The organism is Flavobacterium foetidum (assembly GCF_004634245.1).
GTDB classification, from domain to species: Bacteria; Bacteroidota; Bacteroidia; order Flavobacteriales; family Flavobacteriaceae; genus Flavobacterium; species Flavobacterium foetidum.
Genome location: NZ_SJTF01000018.1, coordinates 1 through 20,630, shown reverse-complemented (window position 1 = coordinate 20,630; position 20,630 = coordinate 1). Strand labels below are relative to the sequence as shown.

Genomic DNA, 20,630 nt, shown 5'->3' with positions numbered 1-20,630 from the left:
GAATTTCACAGACCTTTTTGTTTTCTACGTTAGATAAAAACATCTTTCACGCCGCTTTTATATGATTTTGCCTTCTAGGAAAACAGACTCGATTAAATTGCTTCCAAAGGCATATGGAATCTGATAGTAGGAAGATATAGGTTTGGTTACAATAAAATTTGCCTTTTTGCCTTTTGTAATACTTCCGTGAGTTTCGGAAAGTCCCATTGCATAAGCTCCGTTTATTGTTGCTGCATTGATGGCTTCTTCGGGAGTCATTTTCATTTTGATGCAAGCCGTTGATACGACAAAATTCATGTTTCCTGATGGAGTAGAGCCGGGATTAAAATCAGAGGCTAAAGCAAGGGGTAGTCCGGACTTAATCATCTCACGAGCTGGAGTATACGGAATACTTAGAAAATAAGAACATGAAGGCAATGCAACTGGCATAGTTTCCGAATTTTTGAGAGCTTCAATATCTTGTGGCGCCATAATTTCAAGATGATCGACAGAAAGAGCGTTAAATTTGACACCAGCCTGAACGCCGCCGATTGAGTTGAACTGATTGACATGTATTTTTGGTTTCAAACCGAAAGCAATTCCGGCTTCCATGATTTGTTCAGTTTCTTCAACCGAAAAATAACCGCTTTCACAGAAAACATCGATGTAATCAGCTAGATTGTTTTTGGAAATTTCTGGCAACATTTCGTTGATAATTTGATCAATATAGCCTTTTTTGTCTTCTTTAAAATGTGCCGGAAAAGCGTGGGCGCCCAAAAAAGTTGATTTGATAGTGATTGGGTAATTTTCAGCTAATTTTTTAATGACACGGAGCATTTTCAACTCGCCGTCAACTGTTAGTCCGTAGCCCGATTTTATTTCGACAGCTCCGGTTCCTAAATGCATGACTTCTTCTAAACGTTGTTTAGATTGTTCGTAGATTTCTTCTTCAGTGCTTTCGTTTAGTTTTTTGGCTGAATTTAAAATACCGCCTCCACGATTGGCGATTTCCTCGTATGAAAGTCCGTTAATGCGGTCTACAAATTCCTGCTCTCGATTGCCGGCATATACAATATGTGTGTGGCTGTCGCACCAAGTTGGTAAAATTACTTTTCCTGTTGCATCAATTGTTTTGTCTGCTTTAATTTCAGGAAGGTTTTCCATTGAGCCAAAATCTTCAATAAGGTCGTTTTTCAAGATTAGAAAAGCGTTTTTTATTGTTGGGAGAACAGCCATTTCAGCACCAGAAACTTTTGCAATTGAAGTTTCACGTACCTGAAGCAGTTCCTGTATGTTTTTGATTAAAGTGATCATTATGGAAATTATTATAAAAGCACAAATTTCACGAATTTTCACTAATGAATTGCGAAGACTCGTGAAATTTGTATTGTTTTGAAATTTGGAATTTAAAGATTGAATTTTAATTCCTTTATTCCGAAACTGTTATTTCAAACATTTTTTCCCAGTATTTTCCAGTTACAAAAATAGTTTTGGTTTGAGGGTTATAAGCGATTCCATTTAAAACTTCAGCTTTTGGAGCTTTAATAAATTTACGCAACCCAGAAAGATCTAATATTCCTTCAACTGCACCAGATTTTGGATCAATTACCGCAATTGCATCTTTCTGCCAAACATTTGCATAGAATTTCCCGTTTATTAATTCTAATTCATTGAGTGCTTTAATTTTTGAAGTTCCTGAATATACATTTATATAATCAATTAGTTTTTGATTAGCAGGATCCATTTTCCAGATTTTTTCCGTTCCGTCAGAATGATAAATGAATTTGTCGTCATGAGTCATTCCCCAGCCTTCAATTTCTTTATCATAAGTGAAAGTCTTTTCTAATTTAAAGGTTTTAGCATCATAAACATATCCCTTTTTTTGTTGCCAGGTTAATTGATAAATTTTATCATTGATAAAAGTAATTCCTTCACCAAAATCTTCTTTAGGCAAATCTACCTGTTTAATTACTTTTCCCGTTTTATAATCTAACTCTCTAAAATATGAGTTGCCTTCTTGTCCGGTACTTTCGAAAAGTCTTCCATCATGAAATTCAAGTCCTTCAGTAAAAGCTGTAGAGTCGTGTACAAAAGTATTTACGATTTTATATTTTAAAGCTTTTGGCTGTACGTCAGATACAACTTCAATTCTTTTAGTAGCATCAGACGAATCTCCGCCAAAATATACAGTCGCTTTTAGATGCTGATAGCCTAATTTTTGATCTTTCAAATCGAATTTGAATTTAGCGTCGCCTTTTGTACTTCCCACTTTTTTGTCGTTTACAAAGTAAGCAATGCTGTCGATTTCTTTAGAATTTGGGTTTAAAATTCCGATAGAAACTGATTCCTGAGGCAAAAAATGAGCAGAAAATGCAGCATCATCGATAGTAAATAAAGAATTTTCACCTTTATTTTTATCTCCACATCCGATTATTGTGGCTCCTAATAAAATGACAGCTAAGAAGTTATGTTTTTTCATGATTTAAATTTTGAATAAGCCAATATACGACGATATTTTTATAGCAACAAAGTCCTTGCAAAAATATAAAAAGATTGTATATTTGCACCGGCAAGTCCTACACGACCAGCTCCTGCAGACTCCCCCAGGATGGGAACATAGCAAGGGTACGTGGTTGAGCGGTGCGATGTAGGTCGCTTGCCATTTTTTTATTTTTAGAATTTATTTAATTTGTAATCTTCCTTATTGGAGGATTTTTTTATTTTTGGACGTTTGGAAGTTAGAAGTTATAGGTTAAAAGTTGTGAAGTTTACTTTACTTATAACACAAAATTTATAACTCTGAACTCTTAAACCTATAACTAACAACTTTAAAAAAAATGAATAAAGTCGTTTTAATAACCGGAGGATCTTCTGGAATTGGAAAATCTATTGGTGAATATTTGCATCAGAAAGGTTTTGTGGTTTACGGAACAAGCCGAAATCCTGAGAAAGTACTGAATTCTGTTTTTCCTTTGATTGCTTTGGATGTTAGAAATGCAACGTCTATCCAGACGGCGGTTTCTAAAATTATTGAAACTTCTGGCAGATTAGATATTGTGATCAATAATGCTGGAGTTGGTATTACGGGGCCTCTAGAAGAAATTCCAACAGAAGAAATTCGAAATAATTTTGAGACTAATTTCTTTGGGCCAATTGAAGTTATGAAAGCTGTTTTACCGCAGATGCGCAAACAAAATTCAGGTTTGATTATCAATGTTACTTCAATTGCTGGTTATATGGGGTTGCCGTATAGAAGTGTTTATTCGGCATCAAAAGGAGCTTTGGAATTGATTACAGAGGCATTAAGAATGGAAGTAAAACCTTTCGGGGTAGAAATTACCAATGTGGCTCCAGGAGATTTTGCAACCAATATTGCAGCGGGTCGTTATCATGCTCCGGTTCTCATAGATTCGGCTTATGAGAAAGTTTATGGACAGATTCTTTCTACTATGAACGAACATGTAGATGCAGGAGGGAATCCGAACGAAATGGCAGAAGCAGTTTATAAAATCATTCAGAGTCCAAAGCCAAAAGTGCATTATAAGGTAGGCGCTTTTATGCAGAAATTCTCGATTGTGCTAAAACGAGCGCTTCCAGATAAAGTGTACGAGAAAATGTTAATGAATCATTATAAATTGTAATTGACTTTTTTGAGAAGAATAATAAAAAACGTTGTGTAGGCCACAACGTTTTTTGTTTGGAATAGTGTTTTGAAACTGTTTGCTAAGAATTGTTGAAATGAACACAGAAAAGCTAATCTTTTGAATTATTATCATTTAAACTTGTTTATAAAACGAAAAACTATTTTTTTGTTACGACGTTTCACGATTTAAAATCGTAATTTTGCTGCGGATTTTGCGTGAGGGATTGAAGCGGCATCCTTTTTATTTTTTCTTTAAAAATAAAAAGATATAGCGGAAAGCCCGGCCCTTGGGACACGCCCAAACAATCAACCACAAATTAATATAAATAAATTATGAAATTTTTTATTGACACAGCTAACTTAGCGCAGATTAAAGAAGCACAGGCTTTAGGTGTTTTGGATGGTGTAACCACTAATCCGTCATTGATGGCTAAAGAAGGTATTACAGGAAAAAATAATATTTTAAAACATTATGTTGACATCTGCGATCTTGTAGACGGTGATGTAAGTGCTGAAGTAAATGCCCTTGATTTTGACGGAATGGTTAAAGAAGGTGAGGAATTGGCTGAGCTTCATGAGCAAATCGTTGTTAAACTTCCGATGACTAAAGAGGGAGTTATGGCTGCGAAATATTTTTCTGATAAAGGAATCAAAACTAACGTAACATTAGTATTCTCTGTTGGACAAGCAATTTTAGCGGCTAAGGCTGGAGCTACTTATGTTTCTCCGTTTGTTGGCCGTCTTGATGATATTTCGACTGACGGGTTAAACCTAATTCAGGAAATTAGAGAGGTTTACGACAACTATGGTTACGAAACTCAAATTTTGGCTGCTTCTGTACGTCATACTATGCACATTGTGAATTGTGCTAAAATTGGTGCTGATGTAATGACCGGACCACTTTCTGCGATTACGGGATTATTGAAACATCCTTTGACAGACATCGGTTTGGCGCAGTTTGTTGCTGATTTCGAAAAAGGAAATAAATAATTTTTTAGCTTCTGAGGTTCTAAGCTTCAGAGTTGCTAAATTCTTTTATGCAAAAAAGCTCTCATTTTTACTAATGAGAGCTTTTTTTATGAATTGATTTGTGCAATTTTTAGTGTCCTCCGCCTTCGCTTTCTACGTGGCTGATTCCTTGTCTTTTTAAGATTTTAGGACAATAGAATCCGTAAAATGCTAAATAAGCAAAACCGATAAGCGGTACAATGTACGAGAAGTGCGTGTAAGTGATTCCGAATATTCCTTCTGGGTGGGTAGCATCCAAATCACAGATACCCCCTTGTACCAACGGAATAACTCCACCTCCAAGAATCATCATGATAAGGAAAGATGATGCTTTTCCGGTATTTTTTCCTAATCCTGCGATGGCTAAATCGAAGATAGAAGGCCACATGATAGAAAGGAATAAACCTCCTGAAATAAAGAAGAATTTAGCGATTTCTGGATCTTTCCACACCAGTCCAAGAACCATCATTACAAGTCCTGAAATTCCAAAAAGCATTAATGTTTTTCCGGCATTTTTTCCTCCTACGAAACTTACGGCAATGAATAGTAAAATCCAGATCGGGTAAATGTAGAATGAAGAAACGTCGTGAGCAGCAAAAATATTTGCTCCAATAATTACTCCGAATGCTAAAGCTGGAACAATAAACTTAAGCGCTGTATTTACTAGGTTTGAAGTATTGAAAACATTTACACCGCCATTCCAGCGTCCGATCATTAAACTTCCCCAATAAAGGGCGATAAAAGGAGCGATTGCATCTTCTAGAACGCTTCCGAACTCGCTTGTTTTTAATAAAGCAGGAAGGTTGCTGATGATGGTAACTTCTGTTCCAACATAAATGAAGATTCCTAACATTCCTAAGTATAACTGAGGATAGTCGAAAATGCTGAATTTTCCTTTTTCATGCTCGATTATAGCTTCTGGATCTACTTTTGCAGGGTCTTCGATTTTAGAGAAGTACATAAAAATAGCCACTACAATAAATGCAATTCCTAAGATAGTGAAAGGGAATTTTACTAATTCTAATTTTGATTTCACTACTTGCAAAGGCAGTTCTACTTTTGCAACTTCCTTTTCAATTGTTTCGTACTGCTTAACAAAAGGTTTAACTGGTGCATCTTTTGCACTGCCCGAAATTGCTAGCAACTGAGCATCAACATTAGCAAGCTGTTCTGTTAAAGCATTTGCGGCAGTTTCTGTAACTGTTTTAGGGTCAACATTGTCGCTTTTGATTTGCTTTATGTTTTCTGTGATTTCATTTTTTAGTTTAACGAAATCACCTTGTATAATTTCAATAGAAGTTTTGTCTTTTTTGCTTTCCTCGTTATTTCCCATTCCGAATAGGGCAATTCCAAGTAAGATAGCTCCAATTGTTGTTCCGAAAGAGTTGATACCTCCTGCAAGAGTTAATCGGTGTGCTCCGGTTGCTGGGTCTCCCATTTTAATAGCCAGAGGATTGGCAACAATCTGCTGAATCGAAAACCCTAACCCAACGATAAACAATGCAGATAAAAAGAAAGGGAAACTCCCGAAAGATGCGGCTGGGATGAATAAAAATGAACCAACTGCAGAAAGAACTAATCCGGCGGCCAATGTTTTTTTGTATCCAAATTTTTGTAGAACATCAGCTTTAAGCGACACAATAAAAAATATGATTGAACCTACGAAATACGCAGCATAAAATGCCCACGCTACTAATTGTGATTGTACCTGCGATAACGTAAATACTTTTTTGAATACGGGAATAAGGATGTCATTGGCAGAGCCGACAAAACCCCAAAAGAAGAAGACAATTATCAGTGAGATAAACTGCCCCCATTTGGTTTGTACATTTTCTGAAGTCATAAGAATGAGGTTAATTTTTTATATAATTTGTTTTTTGAAGACCGTAAATATATTTGTTAGCGGTTTCAAAAAAAAATAAAACGATATAAATAATGTTAAATTTAAACCAACGACATTATTTTTTCAACAAAGTGTTAATTTAAAGTGTTTTATAAAAAAATATATAAATAGGATAATTACTCCAGAATTTTGTTTTTAACGTCTTTACTGTAGTTTCTTCCTATCGGAATATTGTAAGACTGAATCTGAACTCGGTTTCCTTCTATTGATTTTACCTTGTTTAAGGCAATTACATAAGATTTGTGAATACGAAGGAAACGCTCAGCAGGAAGTTCTTCTGATAATGAAGTTAAAGATTTATGCGTGATGTAGGTTTTGTCTGGAGTTACAACTTTGATGTATTCCTTCATGCCTTCAACAAAAAGAATTTCCTCGATATTGATTTTCATCATTTTTTTATCAACCTTGATAAAAATATGAGAGTCGCCTTTTGAGCTTTCGACTTTTATGTTGTTTTTGAGATTATATTCTGTAGTGATTTTATTGATGCATTTGATGAATCTTGGGAGCGGAATAGGTTTTACCAGGTAATCCAAAACATCAAGATCGTAACTTTCGGCAGCAAATTCTCTAAATGCAGTTGTGATGATTACTTTAGTTTTGTTTTCGATAAGGCTAATCAGTTCAAAACCAGTCATCATGGGCATGTTGATGTCGAGAAAAACAGCATCTACAGAAGTACTGTTGATAAAGTCAAGCGCCTCAAGAGAGTTGTTGAATGTGCCGATAACTTCAAAATCTGTAAAATTGACAAAGTAATTCTGCAGAACCTTGATTGCTAAGGGTTCGTCATCAATTAATACACATTTAATCTTCATGCTGGATAGGTATTTGTAATCTGATTATGTAGAAATTAAATTTTGTTTGGTGTTTGAGACTGAAATTGTTTTTGTAAATGAGCTTTAATCTCTTTTTGGTATTTACGAGCCCAATCCCTTTTTTGGGATTATGGTTTTGTGAAAATACGAAATTATTTAAAATTTCAAAATCAAGTGTTTTATTGTCTACAACTTTGCAATTGATTTTGATTTTTAGGCTATTATTGTTTAAACCTCCGTGTTTGAAAGCGTTTTCGACTAATGAAATAAAAATCAGCGGCGGTACCACGACATCTTCTATAGCCGATTCTAAATTTATGGCCACTTCTACATTTTCAAACCGCAATTTTTCAATTTCAATGTAATTCTGAATATAATCTATTTCTTTGATGAGTGGTACAAATTTGGTCCCTTTTATGTCGTACAAAACATATTCCATCAGATGAGATAATTTTATAATTACATCAGGAACTTTTTTTGACGATTCTAGCGATAGGGCGTAAAGATTGTTTAAAGTGTTGAAAAAAAAATGTGGCTGAATCTGATTCTCAAGGTACTTCAGTTTTATTTTAAATTGATTTTCTCTTAAGGAGCGGTTTCTTTCTCTTTCGCGCAGCCAAGTCAGTGTAAGATACACCGAAGAAGCCATTGCCAAAACATACAACTCTCCAATACAAACAGCAACGATGTGATTTATTTCGAAAGGATGGTATTCTCGATTGGCTTCCGGCCAGATGTTTTCAGATATAATGTAATAGGTTAGAGCTGTTTTCAGTAAATAGATTGCAAATAAACTGACTAGTAACAAACACGTATACATAATGTATTTCTGCTTTAGTACATATTTAGGGACTAAAACAAATAAATTGAGATATACCAAAGGAATAACCAAAGAGAACTCTATCAAATTCGATTTGAATGCGTAAGGATAGTCATTAAAATAAGCTCCCCATCTTAAAAAGTTTAAAGTAAAGTACACTCCCCAAAACCAAATATGATTCTGCAGTTTTATGTTAAACTTAACTTTTCGAATTTCTTTCAATGGACAAGCAATTAAGGTTTTTGGTTTTTCTTAACACGAATTAAATCTTGTGCAACTTTAAACAATTAAAGGCAAAGTCGCAATTTTTTTGAATAAAATTTCCCAAATAAACTCAAATGATGTTTTATTTTCTAGATAGAACGTTTTCGTAAAACGCATTATTGAATGATTTATGTCGTTGGTTTAAATTTTGTTGTCGTTGGTTTAATTTATTTTTTTTAACAATGTCTTAAGAATAATTTTACCTCATAACTAACAAAATAAAATAAACATGAAAAAAAATTTCTTAATCTTTATGATTGTTTTTACGGCGCAAATTATGTTTGCCCAAGTAAAAACAGTCAAAGGTTTGGTAACAGACACAAAGGGTTTGCCATTACCAGGAGTTACAGTCCTTATTAAAGGAACAAACAAAGCAAGCCAGACAGATTATGATGGATTGTATACAATTCAAGCAACAAAAAATGACGTTTTAGTATTTTCGTACATTGGCTTCAAATCTCAATCTGTAACTGTTACAGATGCTGCACAGTTTAACGTTTCGCTTGCTGAAGATGCTCAAAATCTTAATGAAGTTGTGGTAACGGCATTAGGTATTAAGAGACAGAAAAAAGAATTAGGTTATGCTGTTCAGGATGTAAAAGGAGACCAGTTAAACAAAGTAATCACTACAAATGTTGCTACAGCACTTTCTGGTAAGGTTGCCGGTGTTGATGTGTCTATTCCTGCAACTGGTGTTGGTGGAAGTACTCGTGTTATTATTAGAGGTATTTCTAGTATTGGCGAAAGTAACCAGCCACTTTACATTGTTGATGGCGTGCCAATTGACAACTCAGGATTAAATAACGATCAAGCGGCAACAAGTAAATGGTTTGACGGTAGAGATAGCGGAGATGGAATCTCAAGTATCAACCCAAACAACATTGAAAGTTTAACGGTACTTAAAGGTGCAGCAGCTGCAGCTTTATATGGTTCTAGAGCGTTAAATGGAGTAATCTTGATTACTACTAAAAAAGGAAGTAAAGGAGCATTAAAAGTAGAACTTAATAGCGGGGTGAGCTTTGATCGTGTGAATGCTAAATATAGTGATTATCAAACAGAATATGGTTCAGGATCTAACGGACTTTTACCAGATCCAGCAAGACCTACTGAAGTTTATAGCTACACTACAAATGCATGGGGGCCTAAGTTTTCTGAAACGGTTGGGCAACAAGTTGTAATATTTGATGGCTCTATGAAACCTTATGCAAGAGTTAAAAACAATATTCAAGACTTTTTTAGAACAGGAGTTACGATGACAAATGGTATCTCTTTGTCTTCAGGAAGTGAAAATGCATTTGTACGTTTCGGATATAATAATTTAAAAAATGATGATGTAATTCCGAACACAGGGTTAGAAAGAAATGATGCAAGTTTAAATGCCACATTAAAATCTGAAAAATTTACTTTGGATGCTAATGTAAACTATATGGTAGAAAACACGAATAACAGACCAGGTTTAGGAGATTCTCCAAATAACGTTGGGTATGCCTTAAGTGGTTTGGCGCCAAATATTGATCAGGCATGGTTGCAAAATGCTCAAAATCCAGAAACTGGAGGAATGTATCAGTGGAATAACAATGTGTATTCATTGAATCCTTACTGGATTGTAAACCAAAATCATAATGCAACTAAGAAAAACCGTTTTATGGGTAATGTTACAGGAACATACCAATTGAAAAAATGGGTTGGATTAACATTTAGAACGGGTTTAGATACTTACACTTTTGATTCCAAAGATTTTATGGAAGGTGGAAACACTTGGCCTGGAAGAGATAATGGTTATTTAGGTTTGGAAGGTATTAAAGTCTCTGAAATGAATACCGATATCATTGCTACTTTTAGTGATATTAAATTAGCAAAAGATTTTACTTTCTCAGGAATTCTTGGTACAGGTAGAAGAGATTTTAGAAGACAACAAAACTCTAGATTTGCAACTAATATTATTGAGCCAGGAACAGAGTACATTAGTAATTTCTCTAACCAAACTGAAAATGCTCCGGTAGAAACAAAAACAAGAACTAATTCTGTTTACGGTTCTGCAAAATTTGATTACAAAGGATATTTATATGCTGAGTTTACAGGAAGAAACGACTGGTTTAGTGTAATTAATAAAGATGCTTTTTATCCGGCAGCTTCGATGGGATTCATTTTCTCTGATGCACTTGGACTTCAGAGCGATACATTTTCTTATGGTAAATTAAGAGGTTCTTGGGCACAAGTTTCGAATGCTCCGGGCGCTTATAAAAATGCATTAAATTATACAACTTATTCTTCTTATAATGGAGGAAGTGTGGTAAATATTAAAAATACTTCTGCACCAAATCCAAATTTAACATACCAGTCTAAAACAGGAATTGAGTTTGGTCTTGAAACAGCTTTCTTCAAAAACAGATTAAGAGCTGATATTACAGTTTACCGTGAAGATACTTCAGACCAAACTATAGATTTACCTTCATCTGCAACATCTGGATATGAATTTATCTCTGTAAATGCTGGTAAATTGCGTAACGAAGGTATCGAGGTATTCTTATCTGGTACGCCAATCAAAACAAAAGATTTTGAATGGGGAATTGATTTGAACTTCTCTAGAAATAAAAACTCGATCGTGTCTTTACATCCAGATATTGATACTTATACTATTTCTGAAGCTCGTTGGGCTGGTGCAGCGATTGTGGCACAAGTTGGAGGACAGTATGGAACAATTATGGGGAAAGATTTCTTAAGAACACCATCTGGAGAAAAAATTGTTGGAGCAAACGGTATGCCTTTATTTACAGATAATAAAGTGGCTTTAGGAAAAGGTCTTCCTGATTGGGCAGCAGGTTTGACAAACCGTTTCTCTTATAAAGGAATTACACTTCAATTCTTGCTTGATATGAAATTTGGAATGGATGTTTATTCTATGACAAATGCACTTGCGGCTCAAAAAGGTCTTTTGGATATTACAACAGAAGGAAGAGATGCTTACAATGCAGCCAGAGCTGAAGCGGTTGCAAATGACCCGAACTTTAGCCAGTCAACATGGATTCCTACAGCTGGTTACGTAGTGCAAGGTGTTGTAAATACTGGAACAGCAGACAATCCAAACTATGTGCAAAATACAAGACCGGTTAATCCTCAAGATTACTGGAGCACTGTTTTCAACAACTCACCAGCACCGTTTGTTTATGATGCTTCTTATGTGAAATTGAGAGAGCTAAGTTTAGGATACACAATTCCTGGAAGTGTTTTCGCTGGATCAAAAATAAACTCAATTTATGTTTCAGCATTTGCTAGAAATTTATTGACTTTTAGTAAAGATTTACCAAACGTTGATCCTGAATCTATGTATACTTCAGGAAACGGACAAGGTTTTGAGTATGGTTCTTTACCATTTAGAAGATCATATGGTTTTAATCTTAAAGTTACATTCTAAAAAATAGAAATTATGAAATTTAAAAATATAATATTAGCTGCACTTGTAACTTTTGCTACGGTAAGCTGTACAGACAATTTTGACGAACTGGAAAAAGATCCCGTTGCGTTATCTGCAAATCCAGCAGGACAGCTTTCTTTTACTCAATTGTGTATGTCTGGTGATGGATACTATCAATGGAGAGCCAATTTAATTTATTCTGGAGGCTTTGTGCAACACTATGCAGGAGCGTGGAATGTAACAGAATTTGGAAGTAAGTTTAAGAAAAATGACGACTATGCAACGGCAATATGGAGAAATGGATATGCTAATGAATTAAAAAGTATCGTAGACGTTATCGAGAAAACAAGCGGAAAAGCCGACATGGTCAATATGAATGCCGTGGCGAAAATTATGAGAGTAATGGTCGCACAGCGTATTACCGATTTATATGGCGATTGTCCTTATTCAGAAGCAGGTCAAGGTTTCTCTAAAGGAATTGTAACTCCGAAATATGATAAACAAGAGGATATCTACAATCAATTTTTTGCTGAATTAGAAGAGGCTTTTGTGCAATTAAATGCAAATGGTGGTGCAGTAAAAGGAGACTTATTTTATGACGGAGATATTTCAAAATGGAAGAAACTTGCTAATACAATTCGTTTGCGTTTAGCAATGAGAATCTCAGAAGTAAAACCGGCTGAAGCTGAAAAACAAGCAAAAGCAGCGTTTCAAAATGGAGTTTTCGAAAGCAATTTGGACAACTGTATCATGAAACATTTAGATTATCCGTTTAATGATACTCCAGGAGCACTTGATTTTAGAGGAAACGGATTGTCTTATGCACTAATTGGAAATGAAAATGGTGACCACTTTAGCACTCTAATGATTAATTTCTTGAAAAATAACGGTGACCCTAGATTAACTATGCTTGCAACTCCAAAAACTGCAGGCGCAGCGGGTGGAGCTCCTCTTCCAGGAGAAGATTTGTACATAGGAAATACTCCAGGTCTTTTTCAATGGGAAATGCCAGGTGGTTCAAACGCTATTTCTGGAATCCAGCCTTATTTGAAATTAAGAACTACACCATTTTTGCATGTTAGTTATTCAGAATCACAATTATTATTGGCTGAAGCAGCATACAGAGGATGGGTAACGGGTACAGCAGCAGATTATTATAGAAAAGGAGTTGAAGCGGGTATTAGGCAATTAGAAATTTATGGAGCAACTCCAGCAACTCCAGCAGCTATTAATACGTATTTGACAGCAAAACCTTTAGTGGCAGGGTCTGAAAAAGAACAAATTGCAACACAGCTTTGGGTAACTTACTTATTCAATAGTATTGAAGCGTATTCTAACTGGAGAAGAACTGGTTTCCCGCAATTGTTGCCAATTACAAATCCAGATTCTGAGACAAATGGTGTTACGCCAAAACGTTTATACTATCCAAATGATGAAATGCAGAAGAATGGAGTCAACTATAAAGAGGCTCTGTCTAGAATGGGAGGAACAAACGACTGGCTGAACAAAGTTTGGTGGGATGTAAACTAAAACTAAAATAGAGTTATGCCTAATAAGGTAGTATTAAAATCAAAAATATGAGAAAAAATAAAGCCTTATTAGGCATCCTCTTTTTTATAAGTTCACTTATTTCTGTTTACAGCTGTACGTCTCAAAAAGATTCAGAAATTGATAATACCAAAAAGAAGACATCTAGAGTTGTAGGATATCTATCTACGGATAATTTTGATAAAATGACATCAATTCAGTTTTGTAAATTAACACATCTCAATGTGGCATTTGCAAATCCTGATAAAAATGGAAACATTGTTTTCTCAGGAGATATTGATGCATTGGTGAAATATGCCAAATCAGTTAATCCTAATATTGTTATAAGTATATCTTTGGCAGGTGGCGTAATCTCAGAAGAACAAGCTTCAAATTGGTCATGGTTAATTGATAAGCCTGAGAACAGACCAGCTTTAATTCAGAACATTGTAAATTTTGTCGAGCAACATAAGCTGGACGGCGTTGACGTAGATTTAGAATGGGATGCTGTAACAGTTGGTTACAGTGGTTTTGTTGTGGAGTTAAAAAAGAGCATGATGGAGCATAAAAAGCTATTGACTGCTGCGCTTCCAAATAATTCTCGTTTTGAAAACATAAATGCAGCTGCTTTAGAAGCTTTCGATTTTATCAATGTAATGGCTTATGATTACACTGGTCCTTGGGCACCAAACAAACCTGGTCAGCATAGTTCTTTTGCTTTTGCTAAGGAAGGAATAGATTTCTGGCATAAACTTCAAAATGTTCCTAGTGAGAAACTGACTCTTGGTGTGCCTTTTTATGGTTATAATTTTACGAATCCAGAAGTGACTAGCTCAAAATTTAGTGATATTGTCGCAGCAGGAAAGCCATTTATAGAACTAGATGAAATGGGGAAAATCTATTACAACGGAAGACCAACCATTGCGCAGAAAGTAGAATATGCAGCCCAAAATACTGGTGGAATCATGATTTGGGAACTCGCACAAGATTCATTTGATGAATATTCTTTACTGGAAGTAATTCATAAAAAATATACGTCATTAAAAGTAAAAACTACAAGTCTCTGTGGCAACTAAAACCGCCACAGTAAAAAATCAAAAAATTACAGATCACAAGGGTTTAAGTTTGGTTAGTAGTAATGGTATAGATGGCTACGACTGTCTATACCATTCTTAAAATCCAAAAGGGAATTACCACAAAAAAAAGAAAAGAAATGAAAAGTGCTTTAGATATAAAACCTGATATTAGTTATAAAAGCGCAGGAAAGTTTGAAGAAACTCGATTTGAAAAAATTCATAACGAAATCTTTAAAAATTCTGTAGAAGCTTCTATAATAGTAGCACAGGAAATTGCGCAGCTGATTCGATCTAAGCAAGAGAAAAACAAATCTTGTGTTTTAGGTTTAGCTACCGGTTCTTCTCCTATAAAAGTTTACGAAGAACTGGTGAGAATGCATAGAGAAGAAGGACTAAGTTTTAGCAATGTAATCACTTTTAATTTGGATGAATATTATCCGATGACAAAAGAGAACAATCAGAGTTATCACTATTTCATGCATGAGCATCTTTTTAATCATATCGATATCAAACCAGAAAACATCAACATTCCCGATGGTACAGTTGCAATCGACGAAATCAATCAATACTGCATCGATTATGAGATGAATATTAAGAATGCAGGTGGTCTTGATTTCCAGCTTCTGGGAATTGGTCGTACAGGACATGTTGGTTTTAACGAACCAGGTTCGCATATTAATTCCGGAACCCGAATTATCACCTTAGACCATATCACTAGAGTCGATGCTTCGTCTGCTTTTAATGGCATCGATAACGTTCCGAAACGCGCCATAACAATGGGAGTTTCTACAATTATGAGGTCAAAACGTATTGTTTTGATGGCATGGGGACAAAATAAGGCAGATATCATTAAAAGAACGATTCAAGGAGATATAAGTTCAGAAGTTCCTGCAACTTTTTTACAGAATCATCCTAACGCAACTTTTGTTCTGGACCAGTCTGCAGCTGCCGAACTGACCCGTTTTAAAACGCCTTGGCTTGTCGGAGAATGTCTTTGGACGCCAGAACTTAAAAGCAAAGCAATTGTTTGGTTATGTCAAAAAACAAAACAATCTATTTTAAAGCTGACCGACCGTGACTATAATAATAACGGAATGTCTGATCTTTTGGCTCAAGAAGGTTCTGCTTATGATATGAACATCAATATGTTTAATATTCTGCAGCATACCATTACTGGCTGGCCGGGAGGAAAACCTAATACAGACGATTCGTTTCGTCCAGAAAGGGCTCATCCGGCAAAGAAAAGAGTAATTCTTTTTAGTCCGCATCCAGATGATGACGTGATTTCTATGGGAGGAACTTTTTCGAAGTTAATCAAACAAGGTCATGATGTTCATGTGGTATATCAAACCTCTGGAAATATTGCAGTTTCTGACGAAGAAGCTCTAAAATTTGCAGAAGTTGCCAGTGATTTTGTTGGCGAAGATAGAGCAGATATCAATTTCAAGGCAGTCATTGAATTTCTAAAAAATAAAACTGAAAACCAGATTGATTCATTAGAAGTCAGAAAACTCAAAGGTTTGATCAGAAGAAGAGAATCGTACGCCGCAACTCGTTATATAGGCCTCAAAGATGAAAATACACATTTCTTGGATCTTCCTTTTTATGAAACGGGTCAGGTTAAGAAAAATCCGTTGGGAGCCGAAGATATTGCTATTGTAAAAAATATTATTGCTCAAATAAAACCGCATCAGGTTTTTGCAGCGGGAGATTTGGCAGACCCTCATGGTACGCATGAAGTTTGCCTGAATGCCATTTTTGCGGCATTAAAAGAGCTGAAAACAGAATCTTATATGGACGACTGCTGGTTATGGCTCTACAGAGGCGCTTGGCACGAATGGGACATACACGAAATTGATATGGCTGTGCCGCTGAGTCCTTCAGAAGTGCTGTTGAAACGCCACGCCATTTTGTACCATCAATCGCAGAAAGACAGGGTTATGTTTCAAGGCAATGATTCAAGGGAATTCTGGGTTAGGGCAGAAGACCGAAACAAAAATACCGCTGTACTTTATGACGAATTAGGTTTGGCAGAGTATGAAGCGATTGAAGCCTTCAAACGTTTTGATTACTAAAATTTATCGATTCGAAATTGTTCGGGTCAAACAGCAAAATTCAGATGGATTGTTTTGCGATTTTGTGAGATTCAATAAAGGTCTTTCTGAGTTTTGTTTTTTTTCTAATTACAATATTATCAAAGGATAGTATTAATCAAAAAACTAAAAATGAAATATTTATTTGTACTGCTGTTAGCGGGGGTAACGGCTGGCGCTCAGATTAAAAAAGAGCAGCTCAATCTCATGCCTTGGCCTCAAAGTGTTGTTGTAAATGATGGGAATTTTTCTTTAACCAAAAACTTTAAAGTAAACATAACCGGAAATCCGAATTCGAGGATTTTTGGAGGAGTAACTCGTTTTTTACGTCGGTTAGATGACAGGACAGGTATTTTTTTCGAGCAAGGATTTGTTACAAAACTAAACGAAGTTCCAAATGCAGAACTGCAGATCAACTGTGCTAAAGTGGGCAAAATCGGACTTTATGAAGACGAAAGCTATCATTTAGATATTAAGTCGAATAAGATTACGATAAACGCTTCAAGCGATTTGGGAGCTTTGCACGGTCTGGAAACTTTGCTGCAGATTCTTCAAAACAACAGCAACTCATTTTATTTTCCAGTTTCGCAGATTTCAGATTTTCCTCGTTTTACTTGGAGAGGATTAATGATTGATGCATCAAGGCATTTTCAGCCAATAGATGTAATCAAGAGAAATCTTGACGGACTTGCGGCAATGAAAATGAATGTTTTTCACTGGCACTTGGTAGACGACCAAGGTTGGAGAATTGAAATGAAAAAACATCCAAAGTTAATAGAATTGGCTTCTGACGGTTTGTACTATACGCAGGAAGAAATTAAAAACATAGTTAAATACGCAGATGAAAGAGGAATTTTGATTGTTCCCGAAATAGATGTTCCGGGTCACGGATCGGCTATACTTACTGCTTATCCTGAAATAGGGAGCAAAGTGATTACGCTGACTGGTGGAACTTCCGAAAAAAACATTAAAGGCACTGCAATTGCAACCTACGGAATTGAAAGAAATGCGGGTATTTTTACACCGACATTAGATCCTTCAAATCCGAAGACGTATCAAATTTTAAGCGAAATTTTTGATGAGGTTTGTCCGCTTTTTCCAGGAGCATATTTTCACATCGGGGGAGATGAAAACGAAGGGAAAGATTGGGATGCCAATCCGAAAATACAGGAATTCAAAAAGAAACACAATCTCAAAACAAATCACGAATTACAGACTTATTTTACCATGCAACTGGCACCGATGCTTAAAAAACACGGAAAACAGCTGATGGGTTGGGAAGAAATTTTGACCAAAGATTTGTCTAAAGAAGCTATTGTTCATTCTTGGAGAGGTCCAAACGAAGGAGTTGTTGCTGGCCAGTCATTGGTAGACGCTGTAAAAAAAGGCTATAAAACGGTCTTGTCTAATGGTTTTTACATCGATTTGATGTATCCGGTTACAAGTCATTACTTAAATGATCCGATGCCGAAAGGCGTCAATTTATCTACAGAAGAAAAAGCAAGAATTCTTGGAGGTGAAGCAACCATGTGGACAGAGCTTGTAACGCCATTAACCATAGATTCTAGGCTGTGGCCGAGAACTGCGGCAATTGCCGAAAGGCTTTGGTCTGCAGAAGATGTTACTGATGTTGACAGTATGCGCAGACGTCTTGAAACAGTTTCTTTTAGACTGGAAGAATTAGGATTGACACATATTCGAAACAAAGCGGTGATTTTAAGAAATATTTCGAATAATCAGAATGTCGAAGTGTTGGATGAATTTACGAATGTTTGCGAGCCATTAAAAGGATATACACGAAATAAAAACGGAACGGAGTATCAGATGTATTCGCCTCTAACGCTTTTTGCAGATGCTTGTACGCCAGATGCGAAAGATGCTTTACGTTTTGATGAAGCCGTTAATCAATATCTAGCTTCCAAAACGCCTGAAAACAAAGCAAAACTGACTGCCTTTTTCAATAAATGGATTTCTTTAAATAAAGGATTAATTGAATTAAGTACTAATGCGCCTTTAGTGCAGCCAATTCTACCTTTGTCTAAAAGATTGAGCGACGTTTCGCAAGCCTTCTTGTCGGTTTTGGATAACAAATCGTCATTGAAAGCGACGGAGTTAAATAAGCTTGTAGAAGAATGCAACACAAAAGATCATGCTGATGTGGAACTGGCGGTTTACAGCAGTTTAAAGAAACTAATCTAAAGTTAGGTTTGGATATATGTTGAATAATTGAAATCGCCATCATATTGTTATTTAGAGTTAATAATTTATTATCTCTATCTGCAAAATAGATAGAGGTAATTATGGCGAGCAGCAAAATTTAATGTGTTTCAAATCCCAAAAAGTATAAAAGAAAAGAAATAAAAAAGAGGTTTGGTTAAATTTGAGTTTGGTTATTTATTTTTTAATCTAAATTTTTTATTTCCGTTTAATGCTCAAATTTAGGCAATTTGTTATTTGGTTTTTGCCTGAAAAAGAGCATTTATAAACCTGGCACTTTTGGTTGCCAGGTTTTTTTATGACTAAAAAGCAATAAAAGCGGCGTGAATCTTTAAGTCAATTTTTTCACTATTTTTGAAGCCTAATACAGAATTCATGCAGCGATATATCGGTCTAATCGTGCTTTTTTTTGTTGTTACAAGCAATAGAGCGCAACATAAATTTGGAAATCCAGAAACAGATCCAGTTCAGATTCAAAAAAATTATCAGACATGGTCTGCTTACCATAAGACAATCATGCTTTCAAGAGATTTTACAGCGCTTGATGTTTCTTCCAAAGAAATCTCTAAAGAAGTTTTTTTAGGCCAATTAGCCAACGAAAGTTTCATTCCCATTCGATTAAAATCTGAAGCGGATGTATATGTTTACAAACTATTCAAAATCCTTCCTAAATCAGATACAAGCATCAAAGCAACAATAAATCAGGAAGCTTTTGACGCTTTGAAAAATTTTGAAATGGAAGGAAAGCCTTTTCCGCAGTTTTCATTCAAAGATTTAAACGGAAATTTGGTTACCAACGAATCCATGAAAGGAAAAATCATTGTAATCAAATGCTGGTACATTCATTGTACTCCTTGTATTAGAGAATTTCCACAAGTGAATAAACTAGTAGAAGAGTACAAAAATCGTAAAGATTTCCTTTTTATAAGTTTAGCCGAAGATTCTCCAGAACAATTGAAAACGTTTTTAGCCAGAAAACCACTTTCATATGCAGTTATTCCTGATATGAAAGAATATATGAATGAATCATTGCAATTGAATTCATTTCCAACACATTTTATTCTAAACAAAGAGGGATTGATTGCTAAAGTGCTTCCAAACTTTGAAAGTCTTGAAGTGGCTTTGGCTAAAGAAAGCAAATTGTGAAGTTTTGAACCATATAAGTAATATAAGAAAATTTAAGTTTTGCTAAAATGAACTTACATTACTGATATGGTTAATTCAAAAGTCTTCCAGATTTTTAAACCATATAAGTGCATATCAGATATTATAAGTTTGGTTTGATAAAGTTTTAAGTTGCAAGTGTAAGGATTTTAAGAGCATTCAAATTCTAAGTTCAGTTTTAAATGAACTTACATTACTTATATGGTTAATTCAAAAGTCTTCCAAATTTTTAAACCATATAAGTGCATATCAGATATTATAAGTTTGGTTTGATAAAGTTTTAAGTTGCAAGTGTAAGGATTTTAAGAGCATTCAAATTCTAAGTTTAGTTTTAAATGAACTTACATTACTTATATGGTTAATTCAAAAGTCTTCCAGATTTTTAAACCATATAAGTGCATATCAGACATTATAAGTTTGGTTTGATAAAGTTTTAAGTTGCAATTGAGAGGATTTTAAGAACATTCAAATTGTAAGTTCAGTTTTAAATGAACTTACATTACTGATATGGTTAATTCAAAAGTCTTCCAGATTTTTAAACCATATAAGTGCATATCAGATATTATAAGTTTGGTTTGATAAAGTTTTAAGTTGCAAGTGTAAGGATTTTAAGAGCATTCAAATTCTAAGTTCAGTTTTAAATGAACTTACATTACTGATATGGTTAATTCAAAAGTCTTCCAGATTTTTAAACCATATAAGT

13 protein-coding genes and 1 other RNA gene are annotated in these 20,630 nt (G+C 35.1%); 9 read left to right on the top strand and 5 right to left on the bottom strand.

Features of this window, described 5'->3' with window-relative positions; genetic code table 11:
* Window positions 1-57: 57 nt before the first annotated feature.
* Both hutI and E0W73_RS19300 read right to left on the bottom strand, forming a co-directional pair.
* Window positions 58-1,293 carry an imidazolonepropionase gene (gene hutI, locus E0W73_RS19305; protein ID WP_135223682.1) on the bottom strand — a complete coding sequence of 412 codons (1,236 nt, stop codon included), beginning with the start codon at window positions 1,291-1,293 and terminating at the stop codon, window positions 58-60.
* A gap of 115 nt (window positions 1,294-1,408) precedes the next feature.
* Window positions 1,409-2,458, bottom strand: coding sequence for a glutaminyl-peptide cyclotransferase (locus E0W73_RS19300; protein WP_135223681.1), 1,050 nt, complete (start codon window positions 2,456-2,458; stop codon window positions 1,409-1,411).
* 88 nt (window positions 2,459-2,546) lie between these two features.
* Between E0W73_RS19300 and ffs the strand changes: the two genes are divergently transcribed.
* The 3 genes from ffs (at window position 2,547) to fsa (ending at window position 4,612) form a co-directional block, all read left to right on the top strand.
* Window positions 2,547-2,644, top strand: an RNA gene (ffs, locus tag E0W73_RS19295) — signal recognition particle sRNA small type.
* Window positions 2,645-2,816: 172 nt separating this feature from the next.
* Window positions 2,817-3,620, top strand: coding sequence for an SDR family oxidoreductase (locus E0W73_RS19290; protein ID WP_135223680.1), 804 nt, complete (start codon window positions 2,817-2,819; stop codon window positions 3,618-3,620).
* A gap of 335 nt (window positions 3,621-3,955) precedes the next feature.
* Window positions 3,956-4,612: a fructose-6-phosphate aldolase gene (gene fsa, locus E0W73_RS19285; RefSeq protein ID WP_135223679.1), complete on the top strand. Its 657-nt coding sequence runs from the start codon at window positions 3,956-3,958 to the stop codon at window positions 4,610-4,612.
* A gap of 109 nt (window positions 4,613-4,721) precedes the next feature.
* Here fsa and E0W73_RS21625 read toward each other — a convergent pair whose 3' ends face one another.
* The 3 genes from E0W73_RS21625 to E0W73_RS19265 form a co-directional block, all read right to left on the bottom strand.
* Window positions 4,722-6,473: an MFS transporter gene (locus E0W73_RS21625; protein WP_244248518.1), complete on the bottom strand. Its 1,752-nt coding sequence runs from the start codon at window positions 6,471-6,473 to the stop codon at window positions 4,722-4,724.
* Window positions 6,474-6,649: 176 nt separating this feature from the next.
* Complete coding sequence (locus tag E0W73_RS19270) at window positions 6,650-7,351, bottom strand: LytR/AlgR family response regulator transcription factor (RefSeq protein WP_135223678.1); 702 nt, start codon at window positions 7,349-7,351, stop codon at window positions 6,650-6,652.
* A complete protein-coding gene (locus tag E0W73_RS19265) occupies window positions 7,341-8,393 on the bottom strand; it encodes a sensor histidine kinase (RefSeq protein ID WP_135223677.1) in 1,053 nt (350 codons plus the stop codon). The genes E0W73_RS19270 and E0W73_RS19265 overlap by 11 nt, the downstream gene beginning before the upstream one ends.
* A gap of 271 nt (window positions 8,394-8,664) precedes the next feature.
* Between E0W73_RS19265 and E0W73_RS19260 the strand changes: the two genes are divergently transcribed.
* The 6 genes from E0W73_RS19260 to E0W73_RS19235 all read left to right on the top strand — a co-directional run bounded on the left by E0W73_RS19260 (window position 8,665) and on the right by E0W73_RS19235 (window position 19,909).
* The gene (locus E0W73_RS19260; RefSeq protein ID WP_135223676.1) at window positions 8,665-11,850 is read left to right on the top strand and encodes a SusC/RagA family TonB-linked outer membrane protein; all 3,186 of its coding nucleotides are present in this window, start codon (window positions 8,665-8,667) and stop codon (window positions 11,848-11,850) included.
* A 12-nt stretch (window positions 11,851-11,862) separates the two neighbouring features.
* Window positions 11,863-13,380: a SusD/RagB family nutrient-binding outer membrane lipoprotein gene (locus E0W73_RS19255; RefSeq protein WP_135223675.1), complete on the top strand. Its 1,518-nt coding sequence runs from the start codon at window positions 11,863-11,865 to the stop codon at window positions 13,378-13,380.
* 47 nt (window positions 13,381-13,427) lie between these two features.
* Window positions 13,428-14,453 (top strand): glycosyl hydrolase family 18 protein, encoded by a 1,026-nt coding sequence (locus tag E0W73_RS19250; protein ID WP_135223674.1) that lies wholly within the window; start codon window positions 13,428-13,430, stop codon window positions 14,451-14,453.
* A gap of 137 nt (window positions 14,454-14,590) precedes the next feature.
* Entirely contained in the window at window positions 14,591-16,528 is a 1,938-nt protein-coding gene (gene nagB, locus E0W73_RS19245; protein ID WP_135223673.1) for a glucosamine-6-phosphate deaminase, read from the top strand.
* Window positions 16,529-16,678: 150 nt separating this feature from the next.
* A complete protein-coding gene (locus E0W73_RS19240; RefSeq protein ID WP_135223672.1) occupies window positions 16,679-18,745 on the top strand; it encodes a beta-N-acetylhexosaminidase in 2,067 nt (688 codons plus the stop codon).
* A gap of 393 nt (window positions 18,746-19,138) precedes the next feature.
* Window positions 19,139-19,909: a TlpA family protein disulfide reductase gene (locus E0W73_RS19235; RefSeq protein ID WP_135223671.1), complete on the top strand. Its 771-nt coding sequence runs from the start codon at window positions 19,139-19,141 to the stop codon at window positions 19,907-19,909.
* Window positions 19,910-20,630 lie beyond the last annotated feature (721 nt).